Origin of the sequence: Streptomyces caeruleatus (genome assembly GCF_001514235.1) — a bacterium.
Lineage (GTDB): Bacteria > Actinomycetota > Actinomycetes > Streptomycetales > Streptomycetaceae > Streptomyces > Streptomyces caeruleatus.
In genome coordinates this window covers 14,208-37,363 of the sequence record NZ_KQ948929.1, presented here as the reverse complement: position 1 = coordinate 37,363, position 23,156 = coordinate 14,208, and the positions used below count along the sequence as shown (strand labels likewise).

18 protein-coding genes and 3 pseudogenes are annotated in these 23,156 nt (G+C 69.0%); 17 read left to right on the top strand and 4 right to left on the bottom strand.

What is annotated here, in order from left to right; translation table 11 throughout:
* Positions 1-310: 310 nt before the first annotated feature.
* Positions 311-1,324, bottom strand: a complete 1,014-nt coding sequence (locus tag AQJ67_RS18540; RefSeq protein ID WP_062720120.1) for an NADP-dependent oxidoreductase — start codon at positions 1,322-1,324, stop codon at positions 311-313.
* Positions 1,325-1,484: 160 nt separating this feature from the next.
* Between AQJ67_RS18540 and AQJ67_RS18535 the strand changes: the two genes are divergently transcribed.
* The 4 genes and pseudogenes from AQJ67_RS18535 (at position 1,485) to AQJ67_RS18525 (ending at position 4,509) form a co-directional block, all read left to right on the top strand.
* Positions 1,485-1,994, top strand: a complete 510-nt coding sequence (locus AQJ67_RS18535; RefSeq protein WP_244190500.1) for a winged helix-turn-helix transcriptional regulator — start codon at positions 1,485-1,487, stop codon at positions 1,992-1,994.
* Positions 1,995-2,429: 435 nt separating this feature from the next.
* A pseudogene (locus tag AQJ67_RS50705) lies at positions 2,430-2,546 on the top strand (hypothetical protein); the annotation flags it as partial.
* A 464-nt stretch (positions 2,547-3,010) separates the two neighbouring features.
* Positions 3,011-3,772, top strand: coding sequence for an SDR family oxidoreductase (locus AQJ67_RS18530; RefSeq protein WP_062720119.1), 762 nt, complete (start codon positions 3,011-3,013; stop codon positions 3,770-3,772).
* A 47-nt stretch (positions 3,773-3,819) separates the two neighbouring features.
* On the top strand, positions 3,820-4,509 hold the full coding sequence (locus AQJ67_RS18525) for a TetR/AcrR family transcriptional regulator (protein WP_062720118.1): 690 nt from the start codon (positions 3,820-3,822) through the stop codon (positions 4,507-4,509).
* A 248-nt stretch (positions 4,510-4,757) separates the two neighbouring features.
* On the opposite strand, the gene AQJ67_RS48610 is transcribed toward AQJ67_RS18525, so the two are convergent.
* On the bottom strand, positions 4,758-4,955 hold the full coding sequence (locus AQJ67_RS48610) for a hypothetical protein (protein WP_208614995.1): 198 nt from the start codon (positions 4,953-4,955) through the stop codon (positions 4,758-4,760).
* Here AQJ67_RS48610 and AQJ67_RS18520 point away from each other — a divergent pair.
* The 6 genes and pseudogenes from AQJ67_RS18520 to AQJ67_RS18495 all read left to right on the top strand — a co-directional run.
* Positions 4,945-5,268, top strand: a pseudogene (locus AQJ67_RS18520) (BCCT family transporter); the annotation flags it as partial. The gene AQJ67_RS48610 and the pseudogene AQJ67_RS18520 sit on opposite strands and share 11 nt — an antisense overlap.
* 223 nt (positions 5,269-5,491) lie before the next feature.
* Positions 5,492-6,577: an S-(hydroxymethyl)mycothiol dehydrogenase gene (locus AQJ67_RS18515; protein WP_062720116.1), complete on the top strand. Its 1,086-nt coding sequence runs from the start codon at positions 5,492-5,494 to the stop codon at positions 6,575-6,577.
* The gene (locus AQJ67_RS18510; RefSeq protein ID WP_062720115.1) at positions 6,577-7,206 is read left to right on the top strand and encodes an MBL fold metallo-hydrolase; all 630 of its coding nucleotides are present in this window, start codon (positions 6,577-6,579) and stop codon (positions 7,204-7,206) included. The genes AQJ67_RS18515 and AQJ67_RS18510 overlap by 1 nt, the downstream gene beginning before the upstream one ends.
* Before the next feature lie 217 nt (positions 7,207-7,423).
* Positions 7,424-7,786 carry a bifunctional 3-phenylpropionate/cinnamic acid dioxygenase ferredoxin subunit gene (locus AQJ67_RS18505; RefSeq protein WP_062720114.1) on the top strand — a complete coding sequence of 121 codons (363 nt, stop codon included), beginning with the start codon at positions 7,424-7,426 and terminating at the stop codon, positions 7,784-7,786.
* Positions 7,783-8,946, top strand: a complete 1,164-nt coding sequence (locus AQJ67_RS18500; protein WP_062720113.1) for an NAD(P)/FAD-dependent oxidoreductase — start codon at positions 7,783-7,785, stop codon at positions 8,944-8,946. The genes AQJ67_RS18505 and AQJ67_RS18500 overlap by 4 nt, the downstream gene beginning before the upstream one ends.
* A 148-nt stretch (positions 8,947-9,094) precedes the next feature.
* Positions 9,095-10,225 carry an aromatic ring-hydroxylating oxygenase subunit alpha gene (locus AQJ67_RS18495; protein ID WP_062720112.1) on the top strand — a complete coding sequence of 377 codons (1,131 nt, stop codon included), beginning with the start codon at positions 9,095-9,097 and terminating at the stop codon, positions 10,223-10,225.
* A 1-nt stretch (position 10,226) separates the two neighbouring features.
* Here the strand turns inward: AQJ67_RS18495 and AQJ67_RS18490 are convergent, their stop codons facing one another.
* Positions 10,227-10,973 (bottom strand): IclR family transcriptional regulator, encoded by a 747-nt coding sequence (locus AQJ67_RS18490; RefSeq protein WP_062720111.1) that lies wholly within the window; start codon positions 10,971-10,973, stop codon positions 10,227-10,229.
* A gap of 201 nt (positions 10,974-11,174) precedes the next feature.
* Between AQJ67_RS18490 and betA the strand changes: the two genes are divergently transcribed.
* Both betA and AQJ67_RS18480 read left to right on the top strand, forming a co-directional pair.
* The gene (gene betA / locus AQJ67_RS18485) at positions 11,175-12,845 is read left to right on the top strand and encodes a choline dehydrogenase (protein WP_062720110.1); all 1,671 of its coding nucleotides are present in this window, start codon (positions 11,175-11,177) and stop codon (positions 12,843-12,845) included.
* 3 nt (positions 12,846-12,848) lie between these two features.
* A pseudogene (locus tag AQJ67_RS18480) lies at positions 12,849-13,684 on the top strand (methylenetetrahydrofolate reductase).
* A gap of 161 nt (positions 13,685-13,845) precedes the next feature.
* Here AQJ67_RS18480 and purU read toward each other — a convergent pair.
* Positions 13,846-14,718, bottom strand: coding sequence for a formyltetrahydrofolate deformylase (gene purU, locus AQJ67_RS18475; RefSeq protein WP_062720109.1), 873 nt, complete (start codon positions 14,716-14,718; stop codon positions 13,846-13,848).
* 219 nt (positions 14,719-14,937) lie between these two features.
* On the opposite strand from purU, the gene AQJ67_RS18470 reads away from it, so the two are divergent.
* The 5 genes from AQJ67_RS18470 (at position 14,938) to AQJ67_RS18450 (ending at position 23,133) form a co-directional block, all read left to right on the top strand.
* Positions 14,938-16,407 carry an aldehyde dehydrogenase family protein gene (locus AQJ67_RS18470; protein WP_062720108.1) on the top strand — a complete coding sequence of 490 codons (1,470 nt, stop codon included), beginning with the start codon at positions 14,938-14,940 and terminating at the stop codon, positions 16,405-16,407.
* A gap of 20 nt (positions 16,408-16,427) precedes the next feature.
* Positions 16,428-17,513, top strand: a complete 1,086-nt coding sequence (locus AQJ67_RS18465) for a quaternary amine ABC transporter ATP-binding protein (RefSeq protein ID WP_062720107.1) — start codon at positions 16,428-16,430, stop codon at positions 17,511-17,513.
* Complete coding sequence (locus AQJ67_RS18460) at positions 17,513-19,522, top strand: ABC transporter permease (RefSeq protein ID WP_062720106.1); 2,010 nt, start codon at positions 17,513-17,515, stop codon at positions 19,520-19,522. The genes AQJ67_RS18465 and AQJ67_RS18460 overlap by 1 nt, the downstream gene beginning before the upstream one ends.
* 13 nt (positions 19,523-19,535) lie before the next feature.
* Positions 19,536-20,513 (top strand): ABC transporter substrate-binding protein, encoded by a 978-nt coding sequence (locus AQJ67_RS18455; RefSeq protein ID WP_062720105.1) that lies wholly within the window; start codon positions 19,536-19,538, stop codon positions 20,511-20,513.
* A gap of 181 nt (positions 20,514-20,694) precedes the next feature.
* Entirely contained in the window at positions 20,695-23,133 is a 2,439-nt protein-coding gene (locus tag AQJ67_RS18450; RefSeq protein WP_062720104.1) for a GcvT family protein, read from the top strand.
* Positions 23,134-23,156: the final 23 nt, after the last annotated feature.

Genomic DNA, 23,156 nt, shown 5'->3' with positions numbered 1-23,156 from the left:
GGGGTTGAGGCGGCAGGGCACATTTCGGCGCGGGCATCTAAAGACGCGCCCCGCGCTGTGCCGCGCCCCGCGCTGTGCCGCGCCCCGCGCTGTGCCGCGCCCCGCGCTGTGCCGCGCCCCGCGCTGTGCCGCGCCCCGCGCTGTGCCGGAGGCAACGGCGTGCCGAATGGCACCGCACCTCTACAACTGCGGCTCTGCGCGACCGTAGGCGCCCTTTGGACCGCGGCGGTGTGCGCCCTTTGGACTGCGGCGGTGTCGTGCCCCCTTTGGGTGGCCGTGCCGGCAGGGAGGGTCTGTTGCCGGCCGCGTCTCAGTCGTTGTCGGGCGCCATGGAGACCACGACCTTGCCGGCCTTGGTGCGGCCCTGCTCGACGTACGCCATCGCTTCGAGCGTCTGGTCGAAGGGGAAGGTGCTGTCGATGACGGGGCGGAGTTTCCCGCTGTCGTAGAGGGCGCCGAGCTTGCGCAGCTGGGAGCCGTTGGCCTGCATGAAGAAGAACTCATAGCGCACGCCCAGCGCCTTGGCCCGCTTGCGGATCTTGCGGCTGAGGGTGTTCATGACCAGGCCCAGGACGGCGGGGGCGCCGAGTTGCTTGGCGAAACCGGCGTCGGGCGGGCCGACGACGCTGACGGCCAGGCCGCCGGGCTTCAGCACGGTCAGCGACTTCTCGAGGTTCGCCCCGCCCACGGAGTCCAGCACCAGGTCGTAGCCGGACAGCACCTTCGAGAAGTCCTCCTTGGAGTAGTCGACGACGAGGTCGGCGCCGAGGCTCCTGACCAGTTCCTCGTTCCTGGGGTTCGCGGTGGTCGCCACCGTGGCGCCGAGGTGCTTGGCGAGCTGGATGACCGTCGACCCGAGGCCTCCGGCACCGGCGTGGACGAGTACCTTCTGCCCCGGCTTCACGTGCGCGCGCTCGACGAGGATCTGCCAGGCGGTCAGGGCCACCAACGGCACCGCGGCTGCCTCCTGAAGGGTGAGGGAGGCGGGTTTGGGCGCGACGTCGTCCGCGTCGATCGCGATGAACTCCGCGAAGCCTCCTACCCGCAGGTCGCGCGGACGGGCGTAGACCTCGTCGCCGACCTCGAAGCCGCGTACGGCGGAGCCGACCCGCGTCACGACGCCCGCCACGTCGTGGCCGAGCACGAACGGGCGCTTGTACTTCAGGAGTTGCTTGAACTCCCCGTTGCGGACCATTTTGTCCAGCGGGTTGATGCTGGCGGCGCTCACTCTGACCAGGACGTCACGGTCTCCGACGGCGGGCTCGGGTACGTCTGCGGCGCGGACGCCGTCCTTGCCGTACTTCTCGACGACGAATGCCTTCATGGCGGCCGCCTCTCTGCGCGGGTGTTTCGGTGGCTGATGCGATTCCTCGGGCGGGTCCCCCTGCGCGCCCGTGTCTCGTGTGCGGCCGGGTTGATGTGCCGGGTGCGACGTTACTGGCTGGGTATAGAAAAGTAAACTCAGATGAGGTTAGAATCACCCCATGGACGCAACGACCGAAGCTCTGCAGGACGCCGGCGTGGACCCCCGTCTCGACCGGGACACGTCGAACTGCTCGATCGCCCGGACCCTTGAGGTCGTGGGCGAGAAGTGGACGATCCTGATCCTGCGCGAGGTCTGGTACGGCTCGTCCCGTTTCAGCGAGTTCGAACGCGTCCTCGGCTGTCCTCGCAACCTCCTCGCGGCGCGACTTCGGATGCTCGTCGAGGAAGGGATCCTGGCCGCCGAGACCTACAAGGAGCCGGGCTCGCGGAGCCGGCCGAAGTACGTGATCACGCCCAAGGGCATGGATCTGGTCCCGGCCGTGATGGGGCTCCTGCAGTGGGGCGACCGCTACAGCGCCGACCCGGAGGGCCCGGCCATGCTCTCCAGGCACCGTGGATGCGGCGCGCACGTTGACGCCCAGATCCGCTGCGACCAGGGCCACGCCGTGCAGCCGGAAGACATCGAGAGCATCCCCGGCCCCGCTTTTCGTCTGAGGCCCGCCGAGTGAGGTGAGTGCCGTCGCGCCAGGGGGCGTGTGCGGCTTCTGGTCGTGTGCAGGGTGTGGAGCGGCGCGTCAGCCATGCGGGTGCCTGTGGGTCTTCGTGTCCGAGCATCCGGCGCGAGGAGTCCCGATTCGGGCGGGAATCGGGTTCCTTGCCGCAGCCGCAGGGTTCGCGGCCCTCGTAGCGCAGTGTGGTGTCCAGCGCCGCAGCCGCGACGGTCCACGCTTCGGGTCGTGTTCCCCGGCGTGGTGAAGCCGTCACGGTCCGTCGTCTCCGCTTCGGAGTCATCCCATACGCGCCGCTGCCGGCCGTCGTGCAGTCACGGCTGGTTCCAACCCGGCGAGCCTCAACAGGTCACCGGTGAGGGCGATACGGGCCGCGACCTGGGATTCCGTCGGCTTTATCCGCTACACCCGAACGTGCCCGCGACTCCCGGGCAATTGGCCTCTTTTCGATGGGAGTCGAGCGGGCGCCAAGATCTTTTGTCGAGGCTGCAGCCGCGTGACGTGCGGGACGTAATCGCCGACATCTCGCTGCTGAGGCCTGGACCGGTGTCGTGCCGCACTCGCTGTGTGCCGCGTCGGTCGTGTCCCGTTGTGATGATCAGCCGGCGTGCTCGGGCCCGCGAGTTTCACCGGCTTTCCCGGGCAGGTCGGCGTGGCGAGGCAGGGAACCCGCTGACGGCAGGGTCTCAGGTCGCCCCCGCTGCCCCGGCGGCGACGGGCCCCGTGAAGAGCTTCCCCGCGAACGGCGAGCCCTCGCTCGTCAGCGCCCTGCGCAAGGGCTCGCCCCTGTCCGCACGCACCCGCCTGCGCCCCGCGCAGCTCGAAGGCGTCGTCGGGCGGGGACGGCCTCCTGACCGCGGACGCGCTGCGGGGCTCGCATGGCCGCCCAGCGGTATGGCCGTAGCGCTCCGGCCGGCCAATGGTAAGTGGATCGACTTGCCGTCAGGGGGTGCGAGGGTTACCTTCGGGTGGTGAGTCCATCGACTTACCTTACGTCTCGGTAAGGACCAACGAACATGACTCGTCTTACGGGCAAGCGCGCCCTCATCACCGGCGGCACGAGCGGGATCGGTCTGGAGACCGCCCAGCGTTTCATCGCGGAGGGGGCCGACGTACTGGTCACGGGCGTGACCCCGGCCAGCATCGACAGGGCGCGGCAGATCCTCGGGGAGAAGGTGCCGGTGGTGCAGGCCGACGCACGGGATCTCGATGCGCAGCGCGGCCTGGCCAAGCAGGTGCGTGAGCACTTCGGGGAGCTGGACGTGGCTTTCCTGAACGCCGGCGTCTCGGACTGGCGGCCGTTCGAGGACCACACGGAGGACAGCTACGACCGGCTCTTCGACATCAACGTCAAGAGCGTCTTCTTCCTCACCCAGGCCCTGGTGCCCGTGCTGGCCAACCCGTCCTCGGTCATCCTCAATGCGTCCAACAGCGCGCACGGCGGCTACGGGCATTCGAACGCCTACGCAGCGACGAAGGCGGCCGTCTCCTCCTTGATGCGATCGTGGAACGCGGACCTGCTCACCTCGCACGGCATCCGGTTCAACGCGGTCAGCCCCGGGCCGGTGGACACCCCGCTGTACTCCGCCTCCAAGCTCGGGATCGAGGACCCCGCGGTGCAGGCGGCGGTGGTGGAGGGGATCAGCTCCACCATCCCGCTGGGACGCATGGGTCTGCCCGAGGAGGTCGCGGAAGCCGTGGTGTACCTGGCCTCCGATGCCTCCGCCTTCGCTGTCGGCCAGGACCTTATCCTGGACGGAGGCCAGACCGTCCTCTGACAGCGAGGACGCGGCCGCGAGACGGGCGAGGGGCGAGGGGCGTGGGTATGTCGGCGGCGGGCCGAGCGGAAACCGGAGGCGATACGTGCCAGGCCGGGTATCACGCGCAGATCAAGGCGGAGAACCGCGCGCGCATCATCCGCGCCGCCCGCGACCTCTTCCTCGCCCGGGGATACGACAAGACCTCCCTGGCCCAGATCGCCAAGGAGGCCCGCGTCTCCACCGGCACCCTCTTCAAGCGCTACCCCTCCAAGGCCGCGCTGTTCGCGGCCGTCACCTCCGAACAGTGGCAGCTGGATGTGGAGTACGCCGAACCGCCCCCGCCCGGTGATCCCCGGTACGGTCTGGACCACATCGGCCGCGACTACGCCTGCCTGGTCGCACGGCCCGGCACGGCGGCGCTGTGCCGCCTCATCATCACCGAACTTCCCCAGATGCCGGAACTCGCCGACATCGTCGGCACCGGCTTCGCCATCGACCGCGGACCCTTCTTCGACCGGCTCCGCGACTACCTCGACGCCGAAGCACAGGCCGGCACACTCGACTTCCGTTCGGCCGACGGACAGCCGCAGCCGGCATCCGAAGTGGCCGAACAGTTCCTCGGCATGATCTGCAGCCAGTTCCTGTGGCCCCAACTCGTACGGACCGACTTCGTCCCGCCCAACCCCACCGACGCAGCGATCGTGGACGAAGCCGTCGCCCTCATGCTCAGCCGCTACAGCACCGGATCATCCTGAACCCCGGACCGCCCGTTCACGCTGCCAGGACCCCGAGACACCGCCCTACCGGAACAGGTGCACATGGCCTCCCGGCACGGCCGGCGTGGGCCCCGGCCCCGGCCTTGCGCTCGGTGCCGCGATCATCGACAAGTGATCGACGAAATTCTGTGGCGATGCTGCTCAGCGCCACCCGCACACAGCGCGTGACCTGAAGAGATCATCATCCGCGAGCGTCGCGAAGCAGACGCAGACGCAGACGCAGCGTCTCAGGCAGGCGTCACTGGATCGAGGAAGGTGTGCGGACTGGCGTCCTTCCGGGCGCTCAACGGGCAGTTCGCCGCCCCGGTCGTGGGGTGACCGTTGACGCGGTCCGGTCCGGGGCTCTTCTGGAGAGCACCGGCCTGACCGCCTGCGACGCCTTCTTCGAACTCGGGGACCTCCTGCTGGACGGACTTGCTGCTCATCGGCGGCGGCAAGGGTGACGCGCTCACCGGACTGCAGAACCTCACCATCCTGGCGGCGGCCCCCTTCACCCTGGTGATGGTCGGTCTGTGTGTCGCGCTCACCCGCGATCTGCGCCAGGACCCGCTCATCATCCGCGGGCGCATAGGCAAGGAGGCCATCGAAACGGCTGTCATCGCCGGCCACGAGAAGTACGACGGCGACTTCGAACTCCGCATCGGCCCCGTCGCGTGCAACGACGGCACGGAGGACGCGCAGTCCCAGTCCCAGGAGTCGTCGCAACCGACGCAGTCCCCCTCCTCCGCAGCTCGCTGAGGCCGGAGGGCTCCTCGCCCGGCGGGGCCGTGGCACCGACCTGGTCGGCCACGGCCCCGCCGGGCGTTCTCGCTGCTCGGACCGCGGTCCGGCCCGGCTGAGGGAACCTCGTCGCGCTCCTTGACCCTCAGTCGGCGCTCAACCATGCTGTGTTGCGGCACATGAGATGTGTGCCGTAATGAGCAACATCAGTTTCAAGTCTCGAACCAGCCGAGGAGTGGCCATGACGCACCAGGTCCGTGCTGTCGTCGCGCGGGGCAAGGGCGCCCCCGTCAGCCTGGAGACGATCATCGTGCCCGACCCGGGTCCGGGTGAGGCGCTGGTGAAGATCGAGGCCTGCGGGGTCTGTCACACCGATCTGCACTATCGAGAGGGCGGCATCAACGACGACTTCCCGTTCCTGCTGGGCCATGAGGCCGCGGGCATCGTGGAGTCGGTGGGGGAGGGGGTCACCGATGTCGCACCCGGCGACTTCGTGATCCTCAACTGGCGTGCGGTGTGCGGCCAGTGCCGGGCCTGTCTGCGCGGGGAGTCGTGGTACTGCTTCAACACCCACAACGCCAAGCAGAAGATGACCTTGCTGGACGGCACCGAGTTGTCGCCGGCCCTGGGCGTCGGCGCCTTCGCGGAGAAGACGCTGGTCGCGGCCGGGCAGTGCACCAAGGTCGACCCGACCGCTTCCGCGGCCGCCGCCGGGCTGCTGGGGTGCGGCGTGATGGCGGGCATCGGCGCGGCCATCAACACCGGCAACGTCGGCCGGGGCGACTCGGTCGCCGTCATCGGCTGCGGCGGTGTCGGGGCCGCCGCGATCGCCGGGGCGAACCTGGCGGGCGCGGCGAAGGTCATCGCGGTCGACATCGACGACCGCAAGCTGGAGACGGCCTCGAAGCTGGGCGCGACCCACACCGTCAACTCCAAGGAGTCCGACGCGGTCGAGGCGATCCGTGAGCTGACCGGCGGCCACGGCGCCGACGTCGTCATCGAGGCGGTCGGCCGCCCGGAGACGTACCAGCAGGCCTTCTACGCCCGCGACCTCGCCGGCACCGTCGTCCTGGTCGGCGTACCCACCCCGGAGATGAAGCTCGAACTGCCACTGCTGGACGTCTTCGGCCGGGGCGGTTCGCTGAAGTCCTCCTGGTACGGCGACTGCCTCCCCAGCCGGGACTTCCCGATGCTCATCGACCTCTACCTCCAGGGCCGGCTCGACCTGGACGCCTTCGTCACGGAGACCATCGCGCTGGACGAGGTCGAGAAGGCCTTCGAGCGAATGCACCACGGCGACGTGCTGCGCTCGGTGGTGGTCCTCTGATGGCCGCCCGCATCGAACACCTCGTCACCTCGGGGACTTTCTCGCTGGACGGCGGCACCTGGGACGTCGACAACAACGTCTGGATCGTCGGCGACGACCGCGAGGCCGTCGTCATCGACGCCGCCCATGACGCCGACGCCATCGCCCGGGCGGTCGGCGACCGGCGCCTCACCGCGATCGTGTGCACGCACGCCCACAACGACCACATCGACGCCGCGCCCGAACTCGCGGCGAGCACGGGTGCCCCGGTCCTCCTCCACCCGGACGACCTGCCGCTGTGGAAGCAGACCCACCCCGACCGGGCGCCGGACGCCGAGCTGGCCGACGGCCAGGGCATCTCGGTGGCCGGAATCGAGCTGACCGTGCTGCACACGCCCGGCCACGCCCCGGGTGCGGTATGTCTGTACGCACCGGCCCTCGCGGCGCTCTTCAGCGGCGACACGCTGTTCGCCGGCGGTCCAGGGGCAACGGGACGGTCGTACAGCCACTTCCCGACCATCGTCGAGTCGATCCGGGACCGGCTGCTCACGCTGCCCGCGGAGACCGTCGTGCACACCGGACACGGGGACACGACCACCGTCGGCGCCGAGGCCCCGCACCTCCAGGAGTGGATCGACCGAGGCTTCTGACGCCCGCAGGCGGCCCTCGTACGCCCGCCGTACCGGCTCGCGGTCATCGCGAGCCGATACGGCGGGCTGCTGTTGTTCTATATGAGTTGAGTTTTTCGTGGCGCAACAAAATGAACGGTCCCTCGTGGCCTCTGAATGCCTTGACAAGCATTCTGGGCGACCTCAGACTGGCGTTGCGCTTATCGCAATCCGTTCCGCTATACGCACCCGAGGTGTCATGATGATTCCCGCGTGCCGACTCGTGGATCTCCCGCGAGGTGAGGCTCACCGGCTCGACATCGATCCGCCGGTCTCGGTGTTCCACACTGACGACGGCGAACTCTTCGCCATCGACGACACCTGCACCCACCAGGACGCGTCGCTCGCCGACGGCTGGCTGGAGGGCTGCGAGGTGGAATGCCCGCTGCATGCTTCGAAGTTCGACCTGAGGACCGGTTCGGTCGACGCCCCGCCGGCCAAGCTTCCGGTCCGGACGCACGAGGTCGTCGTCGACGACGGCATGATCTACGTCCGTCTGTCCACCGAGGCGCCCAACCTGCCGCCCTGCATCTCGGCCCGGCTCGCCGGAGGTCCCGCGTGAGGACGGTCGCCGTGGTCGGCGCCTCGCTGGCCGGCCTGTCGGCGGCGCGCTCGCTGCGCAAGCAGGGCTACGACGGCCGGCTGGTCGTCGTCGGGGACGAGCTTCACCGCCCGTACGACAGGCCCCCGTTGTCCAAGGAGTTCCTGGCCGGCACCCTCGGCGAAGCCGAACTCGCGCTGGAGACGGACGGCGAGGACCTGAGGGCGGAGTGGCTGCTCGGCGTCCGCGCCACCGGACTCGACCACGCACGGCGTGTCGTCCGGCTCGGTGACGGACGTCAGGTGCGGGCCGACGGGGTCGTCATCGCGACGGGCGCCGCGGCACGCACCCTCCCCGGCTCCGAGGGGCTGGCCGGGGTGCACACCCTGCGCACCCTGGACGACGCCCGCGCCCTGCGGGACGAACTGGCCCGCGGTGGACGGCTGGTGGTGATCGGCGGAGGCTTCATCGGAGCCGAGGTCGCCTCCACCGCGTACGCCCTCGGGCTCGACGTCACCGTCGTGGAGGCGGCTCCCACGCCACTGGCCGGATCGCTCGGCGAGACCATGGGCGCCATCGTCTCCGCCCTCCACGCCGACCACGGCGTACGCGTGGAGTGCGGCGTGGGGGTCAAGGGGCTGAGCGGGGAGGCCCGGGTCGACGCCGTCCTGCTGGAGGACGGCCGCGGCATCCCCGCCGACCTCGTCGTGGTCGGCGTGGGCGCCCGTCCGAACGTCGAGTGGCTGGAAGGCTCCGGCATCGCTCTCGACGACGGCGTCAAGTGCGGCGCGGACGGCCGCACGAGCCTGGCCGGCGTGGTCGCGGTCGGTGACTGCGCCAACTGGTACGACCCGCGCGCGGGCTTCCACCGCCGCATCGAGCACTGGACCGGCGCGCGCGAGCGCCCCGACGTCGCGGTGGCCACGTTGCTGGCGGGGGGCGCGGTGGAACCGGGTGTGCCCCGGCCGCCGTACTTCTGGTCCGACCAGTACGGCGTGAAGATCCAGTTCGCCGGTCACGCGGCCGGCGCCGACAGCGTCACCATCGAGGCGGGCGCCGCGGACGACCGCGACGTCCTGGCCGTCTACCGGCGTGCCGGGGACCCGGTCGCCGTGCTCGGGATGAACCAGCCGCGACTGTTCATGCGCTGGCGCAAGCAGCTTGCCGCCGCCACATCCTGACCTCGCCCGCATCCTGACACCGCCCCAGCGGCATCTCATGCTGCGGTTGCATATGGCACGCAGCGTTGCTCCATACACAACGCCGTCCGGAGTCGCTCTTCCCGGCGCGTGAATGACCCCTCCACGACGTTCTCCCGAGGAGTGCACCGTGACCTCGACCAGTCTGCCGGACAGCCTGATCGCCACCCTTCCCGGCCCCTCCTACACGGATCCGGAGATCTTCGCCCAGGAGCAGGAGCGCATCTTCGAGACCATGTGGTTCTGCGCGGCGCGCGCCTCCGACCTGGCGAAGCCCGGCGCCTTCCGCACCGTGGACGTGGGCCGCGAGAGCATCCTCGTCACCCGGGCCCGGGACAACGGGATCCGTGCCTACTTCAACGTCTGCCGGCACCGCGGCGCCAAGCTGTGCACCGAGGAGTCCGGCGAGGTCAAGCGGGCCTTCCAATGCCCGTACCACGCCTGGACGTACGACCTGAACGGCAAGCTCGTCGCCGCGCCCAACCTCACCAAGATGCCCGACATCGGACGCACCGAGTACGGCCTGGTCGACGTGGCCGTGCGCGAATGGCTCGGTTATGTGTGGGTCTGCCTGGCCGAGAACCCGCCCTCCTTCGAGGAGGAGGTCATCGGTGAGATCGTCGCCCGCCTCGGCGACGTCGAGTCGATCGAGCGCTACGGCATCGAGGACCTCCAGGTGGGCCGCCGTATCACGTACGACGTGAAGGCCAACTGGAAGCTCATCATCGAGAACTTCATGGAGTGCTACCACTGCGCCACGATCCACCCCGAACTCACCGAGGTACTGCCGGAGTTCGCGGACGGTTACGCCGCCCAGTACTACGTCGGTCACGGCGCCGAATTCGGTGAGGACGTCCAGGGCTTCACCGTGGACGGATCCGAAGGGCTGGACCGCATTCCCGGGGTCACCGACGACCAGGACCGCCGCTACTACGCGATCACGGTGCGGCCGCAGGTCTTCATCAACCTCGTCCCCGACCACGTGATCTTCCACCGGATGTACCCGGTGTCGGTGGACCGCACGATCGTGGAGTGTGACTGGCTGTATCTGCCGCACGTCGTCGAGAGCGGCAAGGACGTCAGCCGGTCCGTGGAACTCTTCCACCGCGTCAACCAGCAGGACTTCGACGCCTGCGAGCGCACGCAGCCCGGGATGAGCTCCCGTATGTACGCCAAGGGGGGCGTGCTCGTGCCCAGCGAGCACCACATCGGCGCCTTCCACGACTGGGTGAACGAGCGCCTGGGTGCCCCTCAGGGATGATTCAGCCCAGATAGCCCATCCGGTGGCTGATCTCATCGGCGCCCTTGATCAGCACCGGGGACAGCTCGTGCATGCGCTCCTCGGTCAGCCGGTAGCCGGGCCCGGAGGCGCTGAGCGCCGCGACGACATCGCCGTCCCTGTTGCGCACCGGGGCGGCCATCGCGTGCAGACCGACCTCCAGCTCCTCGAGGGTGAAGGAGTAGCCCCGTTCCCTGGTCTCGGCGAGGTTCTTCTCGAGCTTGGTCTTCGCGGTGATGGTGCGCGGGGTGACCTTCTGCATACCGGCGGAGGTCAGCAGCGCGGCGCGCTCCTTGGCGGGCATGTGCGCCAGCAGGATCTTGCCGCTGGACGTGGCGTGCAGGGGGGTGAGCTGGCCCACCCAGTTGTGCGCGGTGATCGCCCCGGGGCCGCGCACCTGGTAGAGGTTGATCGCGTAGTGCTCCTGCATCACGGCGATGTTCACGGTCTCGCCGAGCTGCTCGGCGAGACGCTCGCACACCGGGCGACCCTGCTGTGTGATGTCGATACGGTCCGTGACCGCGCCGGCCAGCCGGACGATGCCGAAGCCGAGGCGGTACTTGCCGCGCTCACCGGCCTGCTCCACCAGACCGCGCGCCTCCAGGGCGCCGAGCAGTCGGAAGGCGGTGGACTTGTGCACGTCGATCTCGCCCGCCACCTCGCTGACGCCCGCCTCGCCACGCTGAGCGAGGATCTCCAGGACGCTGATGGCGCGGTCGACCGACTGCACACCGCCGGTTTGCGAGTTTGATGTTTCTGTGTCAGGGCTGTAGTTGCTCACAGTGAAACTATACGCGTAGTAAACAACGTAGCTGCAAGTAACCGTGCTGAAATGAAGGCCCGGAAGTTGCGTTGTTCGCAACCTGGTGCGTATAGCGCGACCGGGTCTAGCATGCCTCGCACATCTACGGCGCGAGCGAGACGAGGCACTATGGCTCCCTTGCAGTACGACTTCGTCATCGTCGGCGGCGGTTCCGCCGGCAGCGCACTGGCGAACAGACTCTCCGCGGACCCGGCGAACCGGGTGCTGGTACTGGAGGCGGGCCGGTCGGACTACCCGTGGGATGTCTTCATCCACATGCCCGCGGCGCTGACCTACCCGATCGGCAGCCGGTTCTACGACTGGAAGTACGAGTCCGAGCCCGAACCCCACATGGGCGGTCGGCGCGTCTACCACGCCCGCGGCAAGGTACTGGGCGGCTCCAGCAGCATCAACGGCATGATCTTCCAGCGCGGCAACCCCATGGACTACGAGCGCTGGGCGGCCGACCCGGGCATGGACGCCTGGGACTACGCGCACTGTCTGCCGTACTTCCGGCGCATGGAGAACTGCCTCGCGGCCGACCCGGACGACGAGTTCCGCGGTCACGACGGCCCCCTCGTCCTCGAGCGCGGCCCGGCGGCCAATCCGTTGTTCGGAGCCTTCCTCAAGGCCACCGAGGAGGCGGGCTACGCGCCCACCGACGATGTCAACGGCTATCGACAGGAAGGTTTCGCCAAGTTCGACCGCAACGTCCATCGCGGACGTCGGCTGTCGGCCTCGAAGGCCTACCTCAAGCCCGCGATGAAGCGGCCCAACCTCACCGTCCGGACCCGGACCCTCGTGACCCGTGTCCTCTTCGAGGGCAAGCGCGCCGTCGGCGTCGAGTACCAGCGCGGCCGGGGCGCGCTCCAGCAGGTCCGCGCCAAGGAGGTCATCCTCTGCGGCGGAGCCATCAACTCCCCGCAACTTCTCCAGCTCTCCGGCGTCGGCAACGCCGACGAACTGCGCGCCCTCGGTATCGACATCGTCCACGACCTCCCCGGCGTCGGCGAGAACATGCAGGACCACCTGGAGGTGTACATCCAGTACGCCTGCAGGCAACCCGTCTCCATGCAGCCGTACCTGGCGAAGTGGCGGGCCCCCTTCATCGGCCTGCAGTGGCTGTTCAGGAAGGGACCGGCCGCCACCAACCACTTCGAGGCCGGCGGCTTCGCGCGCAGCAACGAGGACGTGGACTACCCCAACCTGATGTTCCACTTCCTGCCCATCGCGGTCCGCTACGACGGCTCCGTGCCCGCCGGCGGCCACGGCTACCAGGTGCACGTCGGCCCCATGTACTCCGATGCCATCGGCTCCGTGAAGATCAGGAGCAGGGACCCGCGCGAGCACCCGGCGCTGCGCTTCAACTACCTCTCCACCGAACAGGACCGCCGTGAGTGGGTCGAGGCGATCAGGGTCGCCCGCAAGCTCCTGAACCAGCCCGCGCTCGCTGCCTACAACGGCGGGGAGATCTCGCCCGGACCGTCGGTGGAGACCGACGAGGAGATCCTCGCGTGGGTGGCCAAGGACGGCGAGACCGCCCTGCATCCGTCCTGCACCTGCAAGATGGGCACCGACGAGATGTCCGTCGTCGACCCCGCCGGCATGCGGGTGCACGGTGTGGAGGGGCTGCGTGTGGTCGACGCGTCGGTGATGCCCTACGTGACCAACGGCAACATCTACGCCCCGGTGATGATGATCGCCGAGAAGGCCGCCGACCTGATCCTCGGCAAGGAGCCGCTCGCACCGTCGAAGGCCGCGTACTACCGCCATCGTGACGCCCGGAAGCTGACGGGGTAGGTGTTGAGCGCGACAGGGCTGAGGGCGCTGCTGGAGAGCGTCCGCTACGAGGTGCTGCCCGCGAAGGCGACCGAGGACAAGGTTCTCGCCCATATCCCGCGCGACGTCGTCGTCACCGTGACGGCGTCGCCGGTCAAGGGCCTGGAACCGACCCTCGACCTCGCCGCCCGGCTCGCCGCGCACGGCTACCGGGTCGTCCCGCACGTGCCGGCCCGGCTGCTGCGGGACGACGTGCACCTCAAAGAGGTCACGGGCCGGCTCCGGGAGGCCGGTGTGGACGACGTCTTCGTCCCCGCCGGGGACTCCGACCCGCCGGCCGGGGTCTACGGCGGGGCGCTTCCGGTGCTGCGCCAGCTGAGCGAGTTGGCAGCCCCTTCGCCCGCGTCGGCGTCACCGGCTACCCCGAGAGCCATCCGCTCATCCACGACGACGTCACCATCCAGGCGATGTGGGACAAGCGCGAACACGCCACGTACATCGTGAGCAACCTGTGCTTCGACCCGCGGGTGCTGGGGGAGTGGCTCGTTCGTATACGGCGCCGGGACGTCACCCTGCCGGTCCACGTGGGCATCGCGGGGCCCGTGCAGCGGGCGAAGCTGCTGGCGATGGCCACGAAGATCGGGGTGGGGGAGTCGACGCGCTTCCTCACGAAGCACGCCTCGTGGTTCGTGCGTTTCGCGGCCCCCGGAGGCTATGCCCCCGAGCGCCTGCTGTCCCGTACCGAGGAGGCCCTCACGGCACCCTCGGCCGGGGTGGCAGGCCTGCACCTGTTCACGTTCAACCAGATCGCCGAGACGGAGCGGTGGCGCTGCGCTGTGCTTGACCGGTTGGGCGGCTGAGACGGAAGGGGCGTCCGTCGTCTGCGGGCTCGTCGTGGCTGGTCGCGCCCGCGCGGCGGTAGCCGCATGTGGATACAGTCCCGCGCCCCTCAGGGGCACTGCCGAGCCGTATACGACAGGGGCGGGACCGGAAACCGGTCCCGCCCCTGTCGTATACGGCTTCAGCGGAAGACCACCGTGCGGTTGCCGTCGACCATCACGCGGCTCTCGCTGTGCCACTTCACCGCGTGCGCGAGCACCTGGGCCTCCACGTCCCGCCCGACGGTGACCAGCTCGCCCGGGTCGAGCGAGTGGTCCACCCGGACCACGTCCTGCTCGATGATCTGGCCCTCGTCCAGGTCCGACGTCACATAGTGCGCCGTCGCGCCGACGAGCTTCACTCCGCGCTGATAGGCCTGGTCGTACGGGCGGGCGCCCTTGAAGCTGGGGAGGAAGGAGTGGTGGATGTTGATGGCGCGCCCTTCCAGTTGCTTGCACAGGTCGTCGGAGAGGATCTGCATGTAGCGGGCCAGCACCACGAGGTCGATGTCCAGCTCACGCACCAGTTCCAGCAGCCGCGCCTCGGCCTCGGGCTTGTTGTCCTTGGTCACCGGGACGTGGTGGAACGGGACGCCGTAGGTCTCCGCGAGACCCTCGAAGTCCCGGTGGTTGGAGACGATCGCGGGGATCTCGATGTTGAGGGCACCGGTGCGCCGGCGGAACAGCAGGTCGTTCAGGCAGTGGCCGAACTTGGACACCATGATCAGCGTCCTGGTCGGCGTGGCCGCCTCGGTCAGGGCCCAGGAGAAGCCGTAGGCCTGGGCCACGGGCCCGAACCGGGTACGCAGATTCTCCAGGTCGACGTTCGGGTCGGAAACGTCGAAGTGGACCCTCATGAAGAAACGGTCCTGAAGTCGGTCGTCGAACTGCTGGCTTTCCAGGATGTTGCCGGAGTTCCTGACGAGAAAGCCGCTCAGGGCGTGCACCAGTCCCGCGCTGTCGGGACAGGAGAGGGTCAGGATGTACTCGCGGCCAGGGTGGGGTCGTGGGGACATGTGCGGCCTCCGTCGGTGCGTAATACACAACATGGTGAGCGATACGCAACATGGTCGACTCGGCGTCGCTTGCGGTCAAGGGCGGGTGGGTAAAGGCGCACCTGGCGAAATCGTCATCAGCCAACCTCTTGACGCCGATCTGCCTATTCGACACTGTGTTCCACCACAAGCAATCGGGTGCACGATGCGCAACGAATTTCCATGGAAAGGGCTCGTCGCGTGGCAGACCTGTACGTGGATGGCGAATGGCGGGATCCGGTCGCCGGTGGGCACCGGGAGATCCGATGTCCTGCCGACGGCACGCTCGCGGCGACCGTATCGGAGGCGACCCGCCCCGACACCGAGGCCGCGATCGCCGCGGCCCGCCGCGCCTTCGACGCGGGGGACTGGCCCAGCACCCCCGAGCGTGAGCGCGGCGCGCTGCTGCTGCGCACCGCCGACATCCTCGAGCGCGACGCCAAGGTTCTCGCCCGCGCCGAGTCCCTGGACACCGGCAAGCGGCTGGTGGAGAGCGAATACGACATCGCCGACGTCGTCTCCTGCTTCCGCTACTACGGCGGCATCGCGGGCACCGACGCCGGCCGGGTGATCGACACCGGCCGCGACGACGCCGTAAGCCGGGTCGTCCACGAGCCGGTCGGGGTGTGCGGGTTGATCACGCCCTGGAACTACCCGCTGCTGCAAGCCAGTTGGAAGGTCGCCCCGGCACTGCTGGCCGGTAACACGATCGTCCTCAAGCCCAGCGAGCTCACTCCCTCCACCTCGATCCTGCTGATGAAGGCGCTGGAGGAGGCCGGACTCCCAGCCGGCGTCGCGAACCTCGTCCTGGGCACCGGACCCGAGGTGGGCGCGCCGCTGTCCGAGGACCCGGCCGTCGACATGGTCTCCTTCACCGGGGGCCTGGAGACCGGCAAGCGGATCATGGCCACCGCCGCCGCGGGCGTGAAGAAGGTGGCGCTGGAGCTCGGTGGCAAGAACCCCAATGTGGTCTTCGCCGACGCCGACTTCGAGACGGCCGTGGACTTCGCCCTCACCGCCGTCTTCCTGCATTCCGGTCAGGTCTGCTCGGCCGGCGCCCGGCTGATCGTCCAGGACTCGCTGCACGACGCCTTCGTCGACGAGGTGGTCCGCCGTGCCCGGCGGATCCGGCTCGGTGGCCCCTTCGACCCCGATGCCGAGACCGGACCGCTGATCTCCGCACAGCACCTGGAGAAGGTCGAGGCGTACGTCGCGGCCGGACTCGCCGAGGGTGCCGTACTGCGCTGCGGCGGTGCTCGGCCCGACGACCCCGCGCTGGCGAGCGGCCACTACTACCCGCCGACCGTGCTCGACGAGTGCCGGCAGGACATGCGGGTGGTGCACGAGGAGTCCTTCGGGCCCGTGCTCACCGTGGAGCGCTTCACCGACGAGGAGGACGCCGTACGCATCGCCAACGACACCGAGTACGGACTCGCCGGAGCCGTCTGGACGCAGGACGCCGGCAAGGCCCAGCGGGTCGCCCGGCGGCTGCGCCACGGCACGGTGTGGATCAACGACTACCACCCCTATGTGCCGCAAGCGGAATGGGGTGGCTTCGGGCACTCGGGCATGGGCCGCGAGCTGGGACCGACCGGCCTGAACGAGTACCGAGAGCCCAAACACATCTGGCAGAACATCCAACCCCGGCCGCAGCGCTGGTTCAGCGGCTGAACGCCGAAAGAAGGTCGAACGTGACCACACAGACCGAGGTGCCGCAGCGGCGCGGCACGTCCCAGGACTCGGGCTCCACCCCGGTCATCTCCGTGCGCAGGCTGTGGAAGGTGTTCGGGCCGAAGGCCGACCAGGTGCCGGACTCCGAGGAGTTGTGCGGCCTCACCCGGCGCGAACTCATGGACCGTACCGGATGCACCGCCGCCGTACGCGACGTCCACTTCGACGTCTCGCCCGGCGAGGTCTTCGTCGTCATGGGCCTGTCCGGCTCCGGCAAGTCCACGCTGGTGCGCTGTCTGACCCGGCTGATCGAACCCACCGCCGGTGAGGTCGTCTTCGAGGGTGAGGACATCCGCCAGGCCGACGACAAGCGCCTGCGCGACCTGCGCCGCCGTAAGTTCTCCATGGTCTTCCAGCACTTCGGTCTGCTGCCCCACCGCCGCGTTGTGGACAACGTGGCGTTCGGTCTGGAGATCCGGGGCATGGGCAGGACCGAGCGCGTCAGGCGGGCCCAGGAGGTCGTCGAGCTGGTCGGCCTCGCGGGCTACGAGAAGTCCTACCCCGACCAGCTGTCCGGCGGTATGCAGCAGCGTGTCGGCCTCGCCCGGGCGCTGGCCGGCGACCCTGACGTGCTCTTCTTCGACGAGCCGTTCTCCGCCCTCGACCCGCTGATCCGCCGGGACATGCAGAACGAGGTCATTCGCCTGCACCACGAGGTCGGCAAGACCATGGTGTTCATCACCCACGACCTCTCCGAGGCCCTCAAACTGGGCGACCGCATCCTGATCATGCGCGACGGCAAGATGGTCCAGTGCGGCACCGGCGACGAACTCGTCGGCGCCCCGGCGGACGACTACGTCCGCGAGTTCGTCAAGGACGTGCCGCGCGGCGACGTGCTCACCCTGCGCTGGATCATGCGCCCGCCGGCGGACGGCGACGCCCTGGACGGTCCCGAGCTGGGCCCCGACGTCGTGGTGAAGGAGGCCACCCGAGCGGTGCTCGCGGCCGACAAGCCGGTCAAGGTCGTCGAGAACGGCAAGCTGCTCGGCATCGTCGGCGACGAGGAGATCCTCGCGGTGGTCGCCGGGCAGGAAGGCGGCGCGTGATGACCGTCGCCGTGGAGAAGACCGAGAAACCGCAGCAGACCGGGGCCGTCGAGCCGCCCGCTCCCGCCAGGAGCGTGCGCAAGGTCAGCCGGTCCATGGTGGTCGGCGCGATCCTGCTCGTCTGGCTGGTGTTGTTCGTCGTACTGCGCGGCAAGCAGACCCTCGTCCTGGGGGCGGCCGACCTGACCGACCTGCACCGTTGGTTCAACGACGTCAACGACTCCATCGGCGCGAACCGCAACTCCAACCCGCTGTTCCTGTACTTCTTCAACGAGATCCGCCTGGTCATCGACTCCCTGGTGACCTTCGTCCAGGAGCTGATCTCACAGCCGTCCGTCGGCCGGCCCGTCCCGCAGATCGGCTGGCTCGGTGTCGTCGGCATCGCCGGCTATGTCTCCTGGGCCGTGGGCAACTGGCGGGTCGCGCTGCTGGCAGTGGCCGGCTTCACCTTCCTCGGCCTGCAGGGCCTGTGGCAGGAGAGCATGGACACCCTGGCGCTCACCGTCTCCGCCGTCTTCGTGGCGCTGGTGTTCGCGATCCCGCTGGGTGTGTGGGCGGGACTGTCCGACCGGTTCAACCGGTTCGTGACGCCCTTCCTGGACCTCATGCAGACCATGCCGACCTTCGTCTACCTGGCCCCACTGACGCTGTTCTTCCAGATCGGCCCGGCCTCCGCCACGATCGCCACGCTGATCTACGCGGCGCCGCCGACCATCCGCATCACCGCGCACGCCATCCGCTCCGTCCCCGAGACGACGGTGGAGGCGGCCGACTCGCTGGGTGCCACGCGAGCGCAGTCCCTCATGAAGGTCCTGCTGCCGATGTCCAAGCGGACCGTGGTGATGGGCGTCAACCAGACCATCATGGCTGCCCTGGCCATGGTGACCATCGCCGCCCTGATCGACGCGCCCGGCCTCGGCAAGACCGTCGTCCAGGCGCTCCAGACGCTCGACGTCGGCACGGCCTTCAACGCGGGTCTGGCCATCGTCGTCATGGCCATCGTGCTGGACCGGGTCACCACCGCGGCAAGCGCACGCCAGGAGGCCGCCCGCCTCTCGAAGAACCGCTTCATCACCTGGCGACGCCCGCTGCTGGCGGCAGGTGCGGCGGTCACGGCGGTGCTGGCCTATCTGTCCCACACCTATCTGTGGGCGGCGGAGTTCCCCGGCGAGGGGAGCACCGGCAGCACCATCAGGAGCACGGCGGACAGCGTGACCACCTGGGTGCAGGACAACCTTTCGGGCGTCACCAACGCCTTCCGGGACGCCCTCACCAACAGTCTGCTCAACCCGTTCCAGGCGCTGCTCACGGACTCCCCCTGGTGGCTCGTCGGCGCGGCACTCATCGCACTCGCCGTCGTCCTCGGCGGCCGGCGCGCCGGTATCACCACGGCCGTCTGCGTGGGTCTGCTGGTCGGCACCGGCGTCTGGTCGGACGGCATGACGACGCTGGCGTCCACCCTCGTCGCCACGGTGCTCGTGATGCTGCTCGGCGTCGTCTTCGGCGTGTGGATGGGGCGCAGCGCGCTGGTGGACCGGCTGATCCGGCCCACCCTGGACGCGGCCCAGGTCATGCCGCCGTTCGTCTATCTCGTGCCGTTCCTCGCGCTGTTCGGCGCCACCCGCTTCACGGCGATCGTCGCCGCCGTCGTCTACGCGGCCCCCGTCGCCATGAAGATCATCGCGGACGGGGTGCGGAACGTGCCCGCGACCACCGTGGAGGCGGCGACCTCCGCCGGGTGCAACACCTGGCAGATCATCACCAAGGTCCAACTGCCGATGGCACGCGGCGCCCTGACGCTCGCCACCAACCAGGGCCTGATCTACGTACTGTCGATGGTCGTGGTGGGCGGCCTGGTGGGCGCGGGCGCCCTCGGCTACGACGTCGTGGCCGGCTTCTCGCAGGGACAGCTGTTCGGAAAGGGGCTCGCCGCGGGGCTGGCCATCGTCCTTCTCGGCGTCATGTTCGACCGGATCACCCAGGCAGCGGCTCGCCGCACCAGCGCATAAGGAGCAGCACACCATGGCAAGGCAAGCAAGACAGTGGAGAGTCGGCGCGGCCGGCATAGCGGTCCTCGGCCTCACCCTCACCGCATGCGGTGGCGCGAAGGTCGGCGACAGCTCCTCGGACGCCGGCGGCTCGGGCAGCTCCGGCAAGTGCGGCACCTTCAACCTCGCGGTCAACCCCTGGGTGGGCTACGAGGCCAACGCGGCGGTCCTCGCGTACGTCGCGGAGCACGACCTCGGCTGCAAGGTCAACCAGAAGGACCTCAAGGAAGAGATCGCCTGGCAGGGCTTCGGGACGGGCGAGGTCGACGCCGTCGTCGAGAACTGGGGCCACGACGACCTGAAGAAGAAGTACATCACCGACCAGAAGACCGCCGTCGACGCCGGCCCGACCGGCAACGAAGGCCTCATCGGCTGGTACGTGCCGCCGTGGCTGGCCAAGGCACACCCGGACATCCTCGACTGGAACAACCTCGACAAGTACGCGGCCGAGTTCAGGACGTCCGAGTCCGGCGGCAAGGGCCAGCTCCTCGACGGCGACCCGTCGTTCGTGACGAACGACGAGTCGTTGGTGAAGAACCTGAAGCTGGACTTCAAGGTCGTGTACGCCGGCAGCGAGACCGCCCTCATCCAGGCCTTCCGCAAGGCGGAGAAGGACAAGGAATGGGTGATCGGCTACTTCTACGAGCCGCAGTGGTTCATGTCCGAGGTGCCGCTTGAGAAGGTCAAGCTGCCCGAGTACAAGGAGGGCTGCGACGCCGATCCCGAGAAGGTGAACTGCGACTACCCCGTCTACCAGCTGGACAAGATCGTCAGCGCGAAGTTCGCCAAGTCGGGCAGCCCCGCCTATGACCTGGTGAAGAACTTCAGCTGGAGCAACGACGACCAGAACGTCGTGGCGAAGTACATCGCGGTGGACAAGATGGCTCCGGAGGCCGCTGCGAAGAAGTGGGTCGAGGCCAACCGCGACAAGGTGGAGACCTGGATCAAGTAGGCCCTTGACGGATGCCCGGTGGGCGGTGCGCGAGGACGCGCACCGCCCACCGGGCATTCCTGTTTTCCAGGCCGTTCTCCGACGTCACCGGACCTCTTGACACCCACCTGGACGGCAGGCACATTGAGTTGCGCAACCTGAATCATGTTGCGTACAAAGCAACTCAACCGGAGGTGCGGCGATGGCGGGACCGCGTGTGGTCATCATCGGAGCGGGAGTCGTCGGCGCGGCTCTCGCGGACGAGATCTCGGAGCGGGGCTGGACCGAGGTGACCGTGGTCGACCAGGGCCCGCTCCCGGCCACCGGGGGTTCGACCTCGCACGCCCCCGGCCTGGTCTTCCAGACGAACTCCTCGAAGACCATGACGGAGATGGCCCGCTACACCGTCGAGAAGTTCTGCTCCCTCGACGTCGACGGCAAGCCCTGCTTCCTCCAGGTCGGCGGCCTCGAAGTGGCGACCACCCCGGAGCGCCTCGCCGAACTGCACCGCCGCCACGGCTGGATCACCGCCTGGGGCATCGAGTCACAGCTCCTGACCGCCGCCGAGTGCGTCGAGAAGCACCCGCTGGTCAACCGGGACAAGGTCCTCGGCGGCCTCCTCGTCCCCACCGACGGCCTCGCCAAGGCCGTCCTCGCCGTCGAGGCGCAGATCCGCCGGGCCACCGAGCGCGGCGTCCGCTTCCTCGCCCGCCACGAGGTCCTCGACGTCCTCAAGTCCGACGGCGAGGTGACCGGTGTCCTGACCGACCAGGGCGAGATCCCCGCCGACATCGTCGTGTGCTGCGCCGGCATCTGGGGTCCGAAGATCGCCCGCATGGCCGGCATGAACCTGCCCCTGACCCCGCTGGCCCACCAGCTCGCCTGGACCGGCCCGGTACCGGCCCTCGCCGGCCAGACCGAGGAGGCGATCCGCCCGATCCTGCGCCACCAGGACGCCGACCTCTACTACCGCGACCGCTTCGACGGCATCGGCATCGGCTACTACGGCCACCGCCCGATGCCCATCACCGCCGACGAGATCCTCTCCGTCGACGAGGCCGCCGACATGCCGTCGGTCCTGAAGTTCACCGAGGAGGACTTCGAGCCCGCCTGGGCCGAGACCCAGTCCCTGCTCCCCGCGACACGGGAGGCCAAGGTCGAGGAGGGCATCAACGGCCTGTTCTCCTTCACCACCGACAACTTCCCGCTGCTCGGCGAGTCCACGGACGTCAAGGGCTTCTGGGTCGCCGAGGCCGTGTGGGTCACCCACTCCGCGGGCGTCGGCCGGGCGATGGCCGAGTGGCTGGTCGACGGCTACTGCTCCTCCTTCGACCTGCACGAGTGCGACGTCAACCGCTTCGAACCGCACCAGCTGTCCCCGGAGTACGTCCTGGCCCGCGACTGCCAGAACTTCGTCGAGGTCTACGACATCCTCCACCCCCTCCAGCCGTCCGGGAAGCCGCGCCCGATCCGCACCAGCCCCTTCCACGCCCGCCAGCAGGAGCACGGCGCCTTCTTCCTGGAGGCGAACGGCTGGGAGCGCCCGCAGTGGTACGAGGCCAACGCCAAGCTGGTCGAGGGCCGTTCCATCCCCACCCCGAACGACTGGGCCGCCCAGTTCTGGTCGCCCATCGTCGGCGCCGAGGCACAGGCCACCCGCGAGACCGTCGCGATGTACGACATGACGGCCCTCAAGCGCCTGGAGGTGAGCGGGCCCGGCTCCGCCGAGTTCCTGGAGCGCCTGTGCACCGGCAAGGTCGCCAAGTCCGTCGGCTCGGTCACCTACACCCTGCTGCTGGACCACGACGGCGGCATCCGCAGCGACGTCACCGTCGCCCGCCTGGCCCGTGACCTCTTCCAGGTCGGGGCCAACGGCAACCTGGACCTCGACTGGTTCAGCCGCCACCTCCCCGCCGACGGCACGGTCCAGGTCCGCGACATCACCCCCGGCACCTGCTGCATCGGCCTGTGGGGCCCGCTGGCCCGTCAGGTCCTCCAGCCCCTGACGGACGAGGACTTCACCAACGACGGCCTGAAGTACTTCCGAGCCAAGCGCGCCTACATCGGCAGCGTCCCGGTGACGGCGATGCGCCTGTCCTACGTCGGTGAACTCGGCTGGGAGCTGTACACCACCGCCGACCAGGGCCAGAAGCTGTGGGACACCCTGTGGCAGGCGGCGCGGCCGCTGGGCGGCGTCATCGCCGGCCGCGGCGCCTTCAACAGCCTGCGCCTGGAGAAGGGTTACCGCTCCTTCGGCACCGACATGACCTACGAGCACGACCCCTACGAGGCCGGGGTCGGCTTCGCCGTCAAGCTCGACAAGGGCGACTTCATCGGCAAGGCGGCGCTGTTGCTCCGCAAGGAGAACGTGGGGCGCAGGCTGACCTGCCTCACCATCGATGACCCGCAGTCGGTCGTCCTGGGCAAGGAGCCGGTGTTCGACGGCGAGCGGGCGGTTGGTTACGTCACCAGCGCGGCGTACGGCTACACGATCGGCAAGGGCATCGCGTACGCGTGGCTGCCGACCGAGGTTGCCGTGCCCGGCAGCACGCTGCACATCGGCTACTTCGACCAGCGCGTCGAGGCGGTCGTGAGCGAGGAGCCGTTGTTCGACCCGACGATGTCCCGTCTTCGTGGGTGAGTGGTTCGCAGTGCCGCGATTGT

Excerpts from the sequence above, each read along its gene's own strand:
- AQJ67_RS48610 (WP_208614995.1), bottom strand. The coding sequence starts at position 4,955 with ATGAGCAGCAAGTCCGTCCAGCAGGAGGTCCCCGAGTTCGAAGAAGGC.
- AQJ67_RS18455 (WP_062720105.1), top strand. The coding sequence starts at position 19,536 with ATGGCAAGGCAAGCAAGACAGTGGAGAGTCGGCGCGGCCGGCATAGCG.
- AQJ67_RS18505 (WP_062720114.1), top strand. The coding sequence starts at position 7,424 with ATGATGATTCCCGCGTGCCGACTCGTGGATCTCCCGCGAGGTGAGGCT.
- AQJ67_RS18540 (WP_062720120.1), bottom strand. The coding sequence starts at position 1,324 with ATGAAGGCATTCGTCGTCGAGAAGTACGGCAAGGACGGCGTCCGCGCC.
- AQJ67_RS18525 (WP_062720118.1), top strand. The coding sequence starts at position 3,820 with ATGTCGGCGGCGGGCCGAGCGGAAACCGGAGGCGATACGTGCCAGGCC.
- betA (WP_062720110.1), top strand. The coding sequence starts at position 11,175 with ATGGCTCCCTTGCAGTACGACTTCGTCATCGTCGGCGGCGGTTCCGCC.
- purU (WP_062720109.1), bottom strand. The coding sequence starts at position 14,718 with ATGTCCCCACGACCCCACCCTGGCCGCGAGTACATCCTGACCCTCTCC.
- AQJ67_RS18515 (WP_062720116.1), top strand. The coding sequence starts at position 5,492 with ATGACGCACCAGGTCCGTGCTGTCGTCGCGCGGGGCAAGGGCGCCCCC.
- AQJ67_RS18510 (WP_062720115.1), top strand. The coding sequence starts at position 6,577 with ATGGCCGCCCGCATCGAACACCTCGTCACCTCGGGGACTTTCTCGCTG.
- AQJ67_RS18450 (WP_062720104.1), top strand. The coding sequence starts at position 20,695 with ATGGCGGGACCGCGTGTGGTCATCATCGGAGCGGGAGTCGTCGGCGCG.
- AQJ67_RS18535 (WP_244190500.1), top strand. The coding sequence starts at position 1,485 with ATGGACGCAACGACCGAAGCTCTGCAGGACGCCGGCGTGGACCCCCGT.
- AQJ67_RS18460 (WP_062720106.1), top strand. The coding sequence starts at position 17,513 with ATGACCGTCGCCGTGGAGAAGACCGAGAAACCGCAGCAGACCGGGGCC.
- AQJ67_RS18530 (WP_062720119.1), top strand. The coding sequence starts at position 3,011 with ATGACTCGTCTTACGGGCAAGCGCGCCCTCATCACCGGCGGCACGAGC.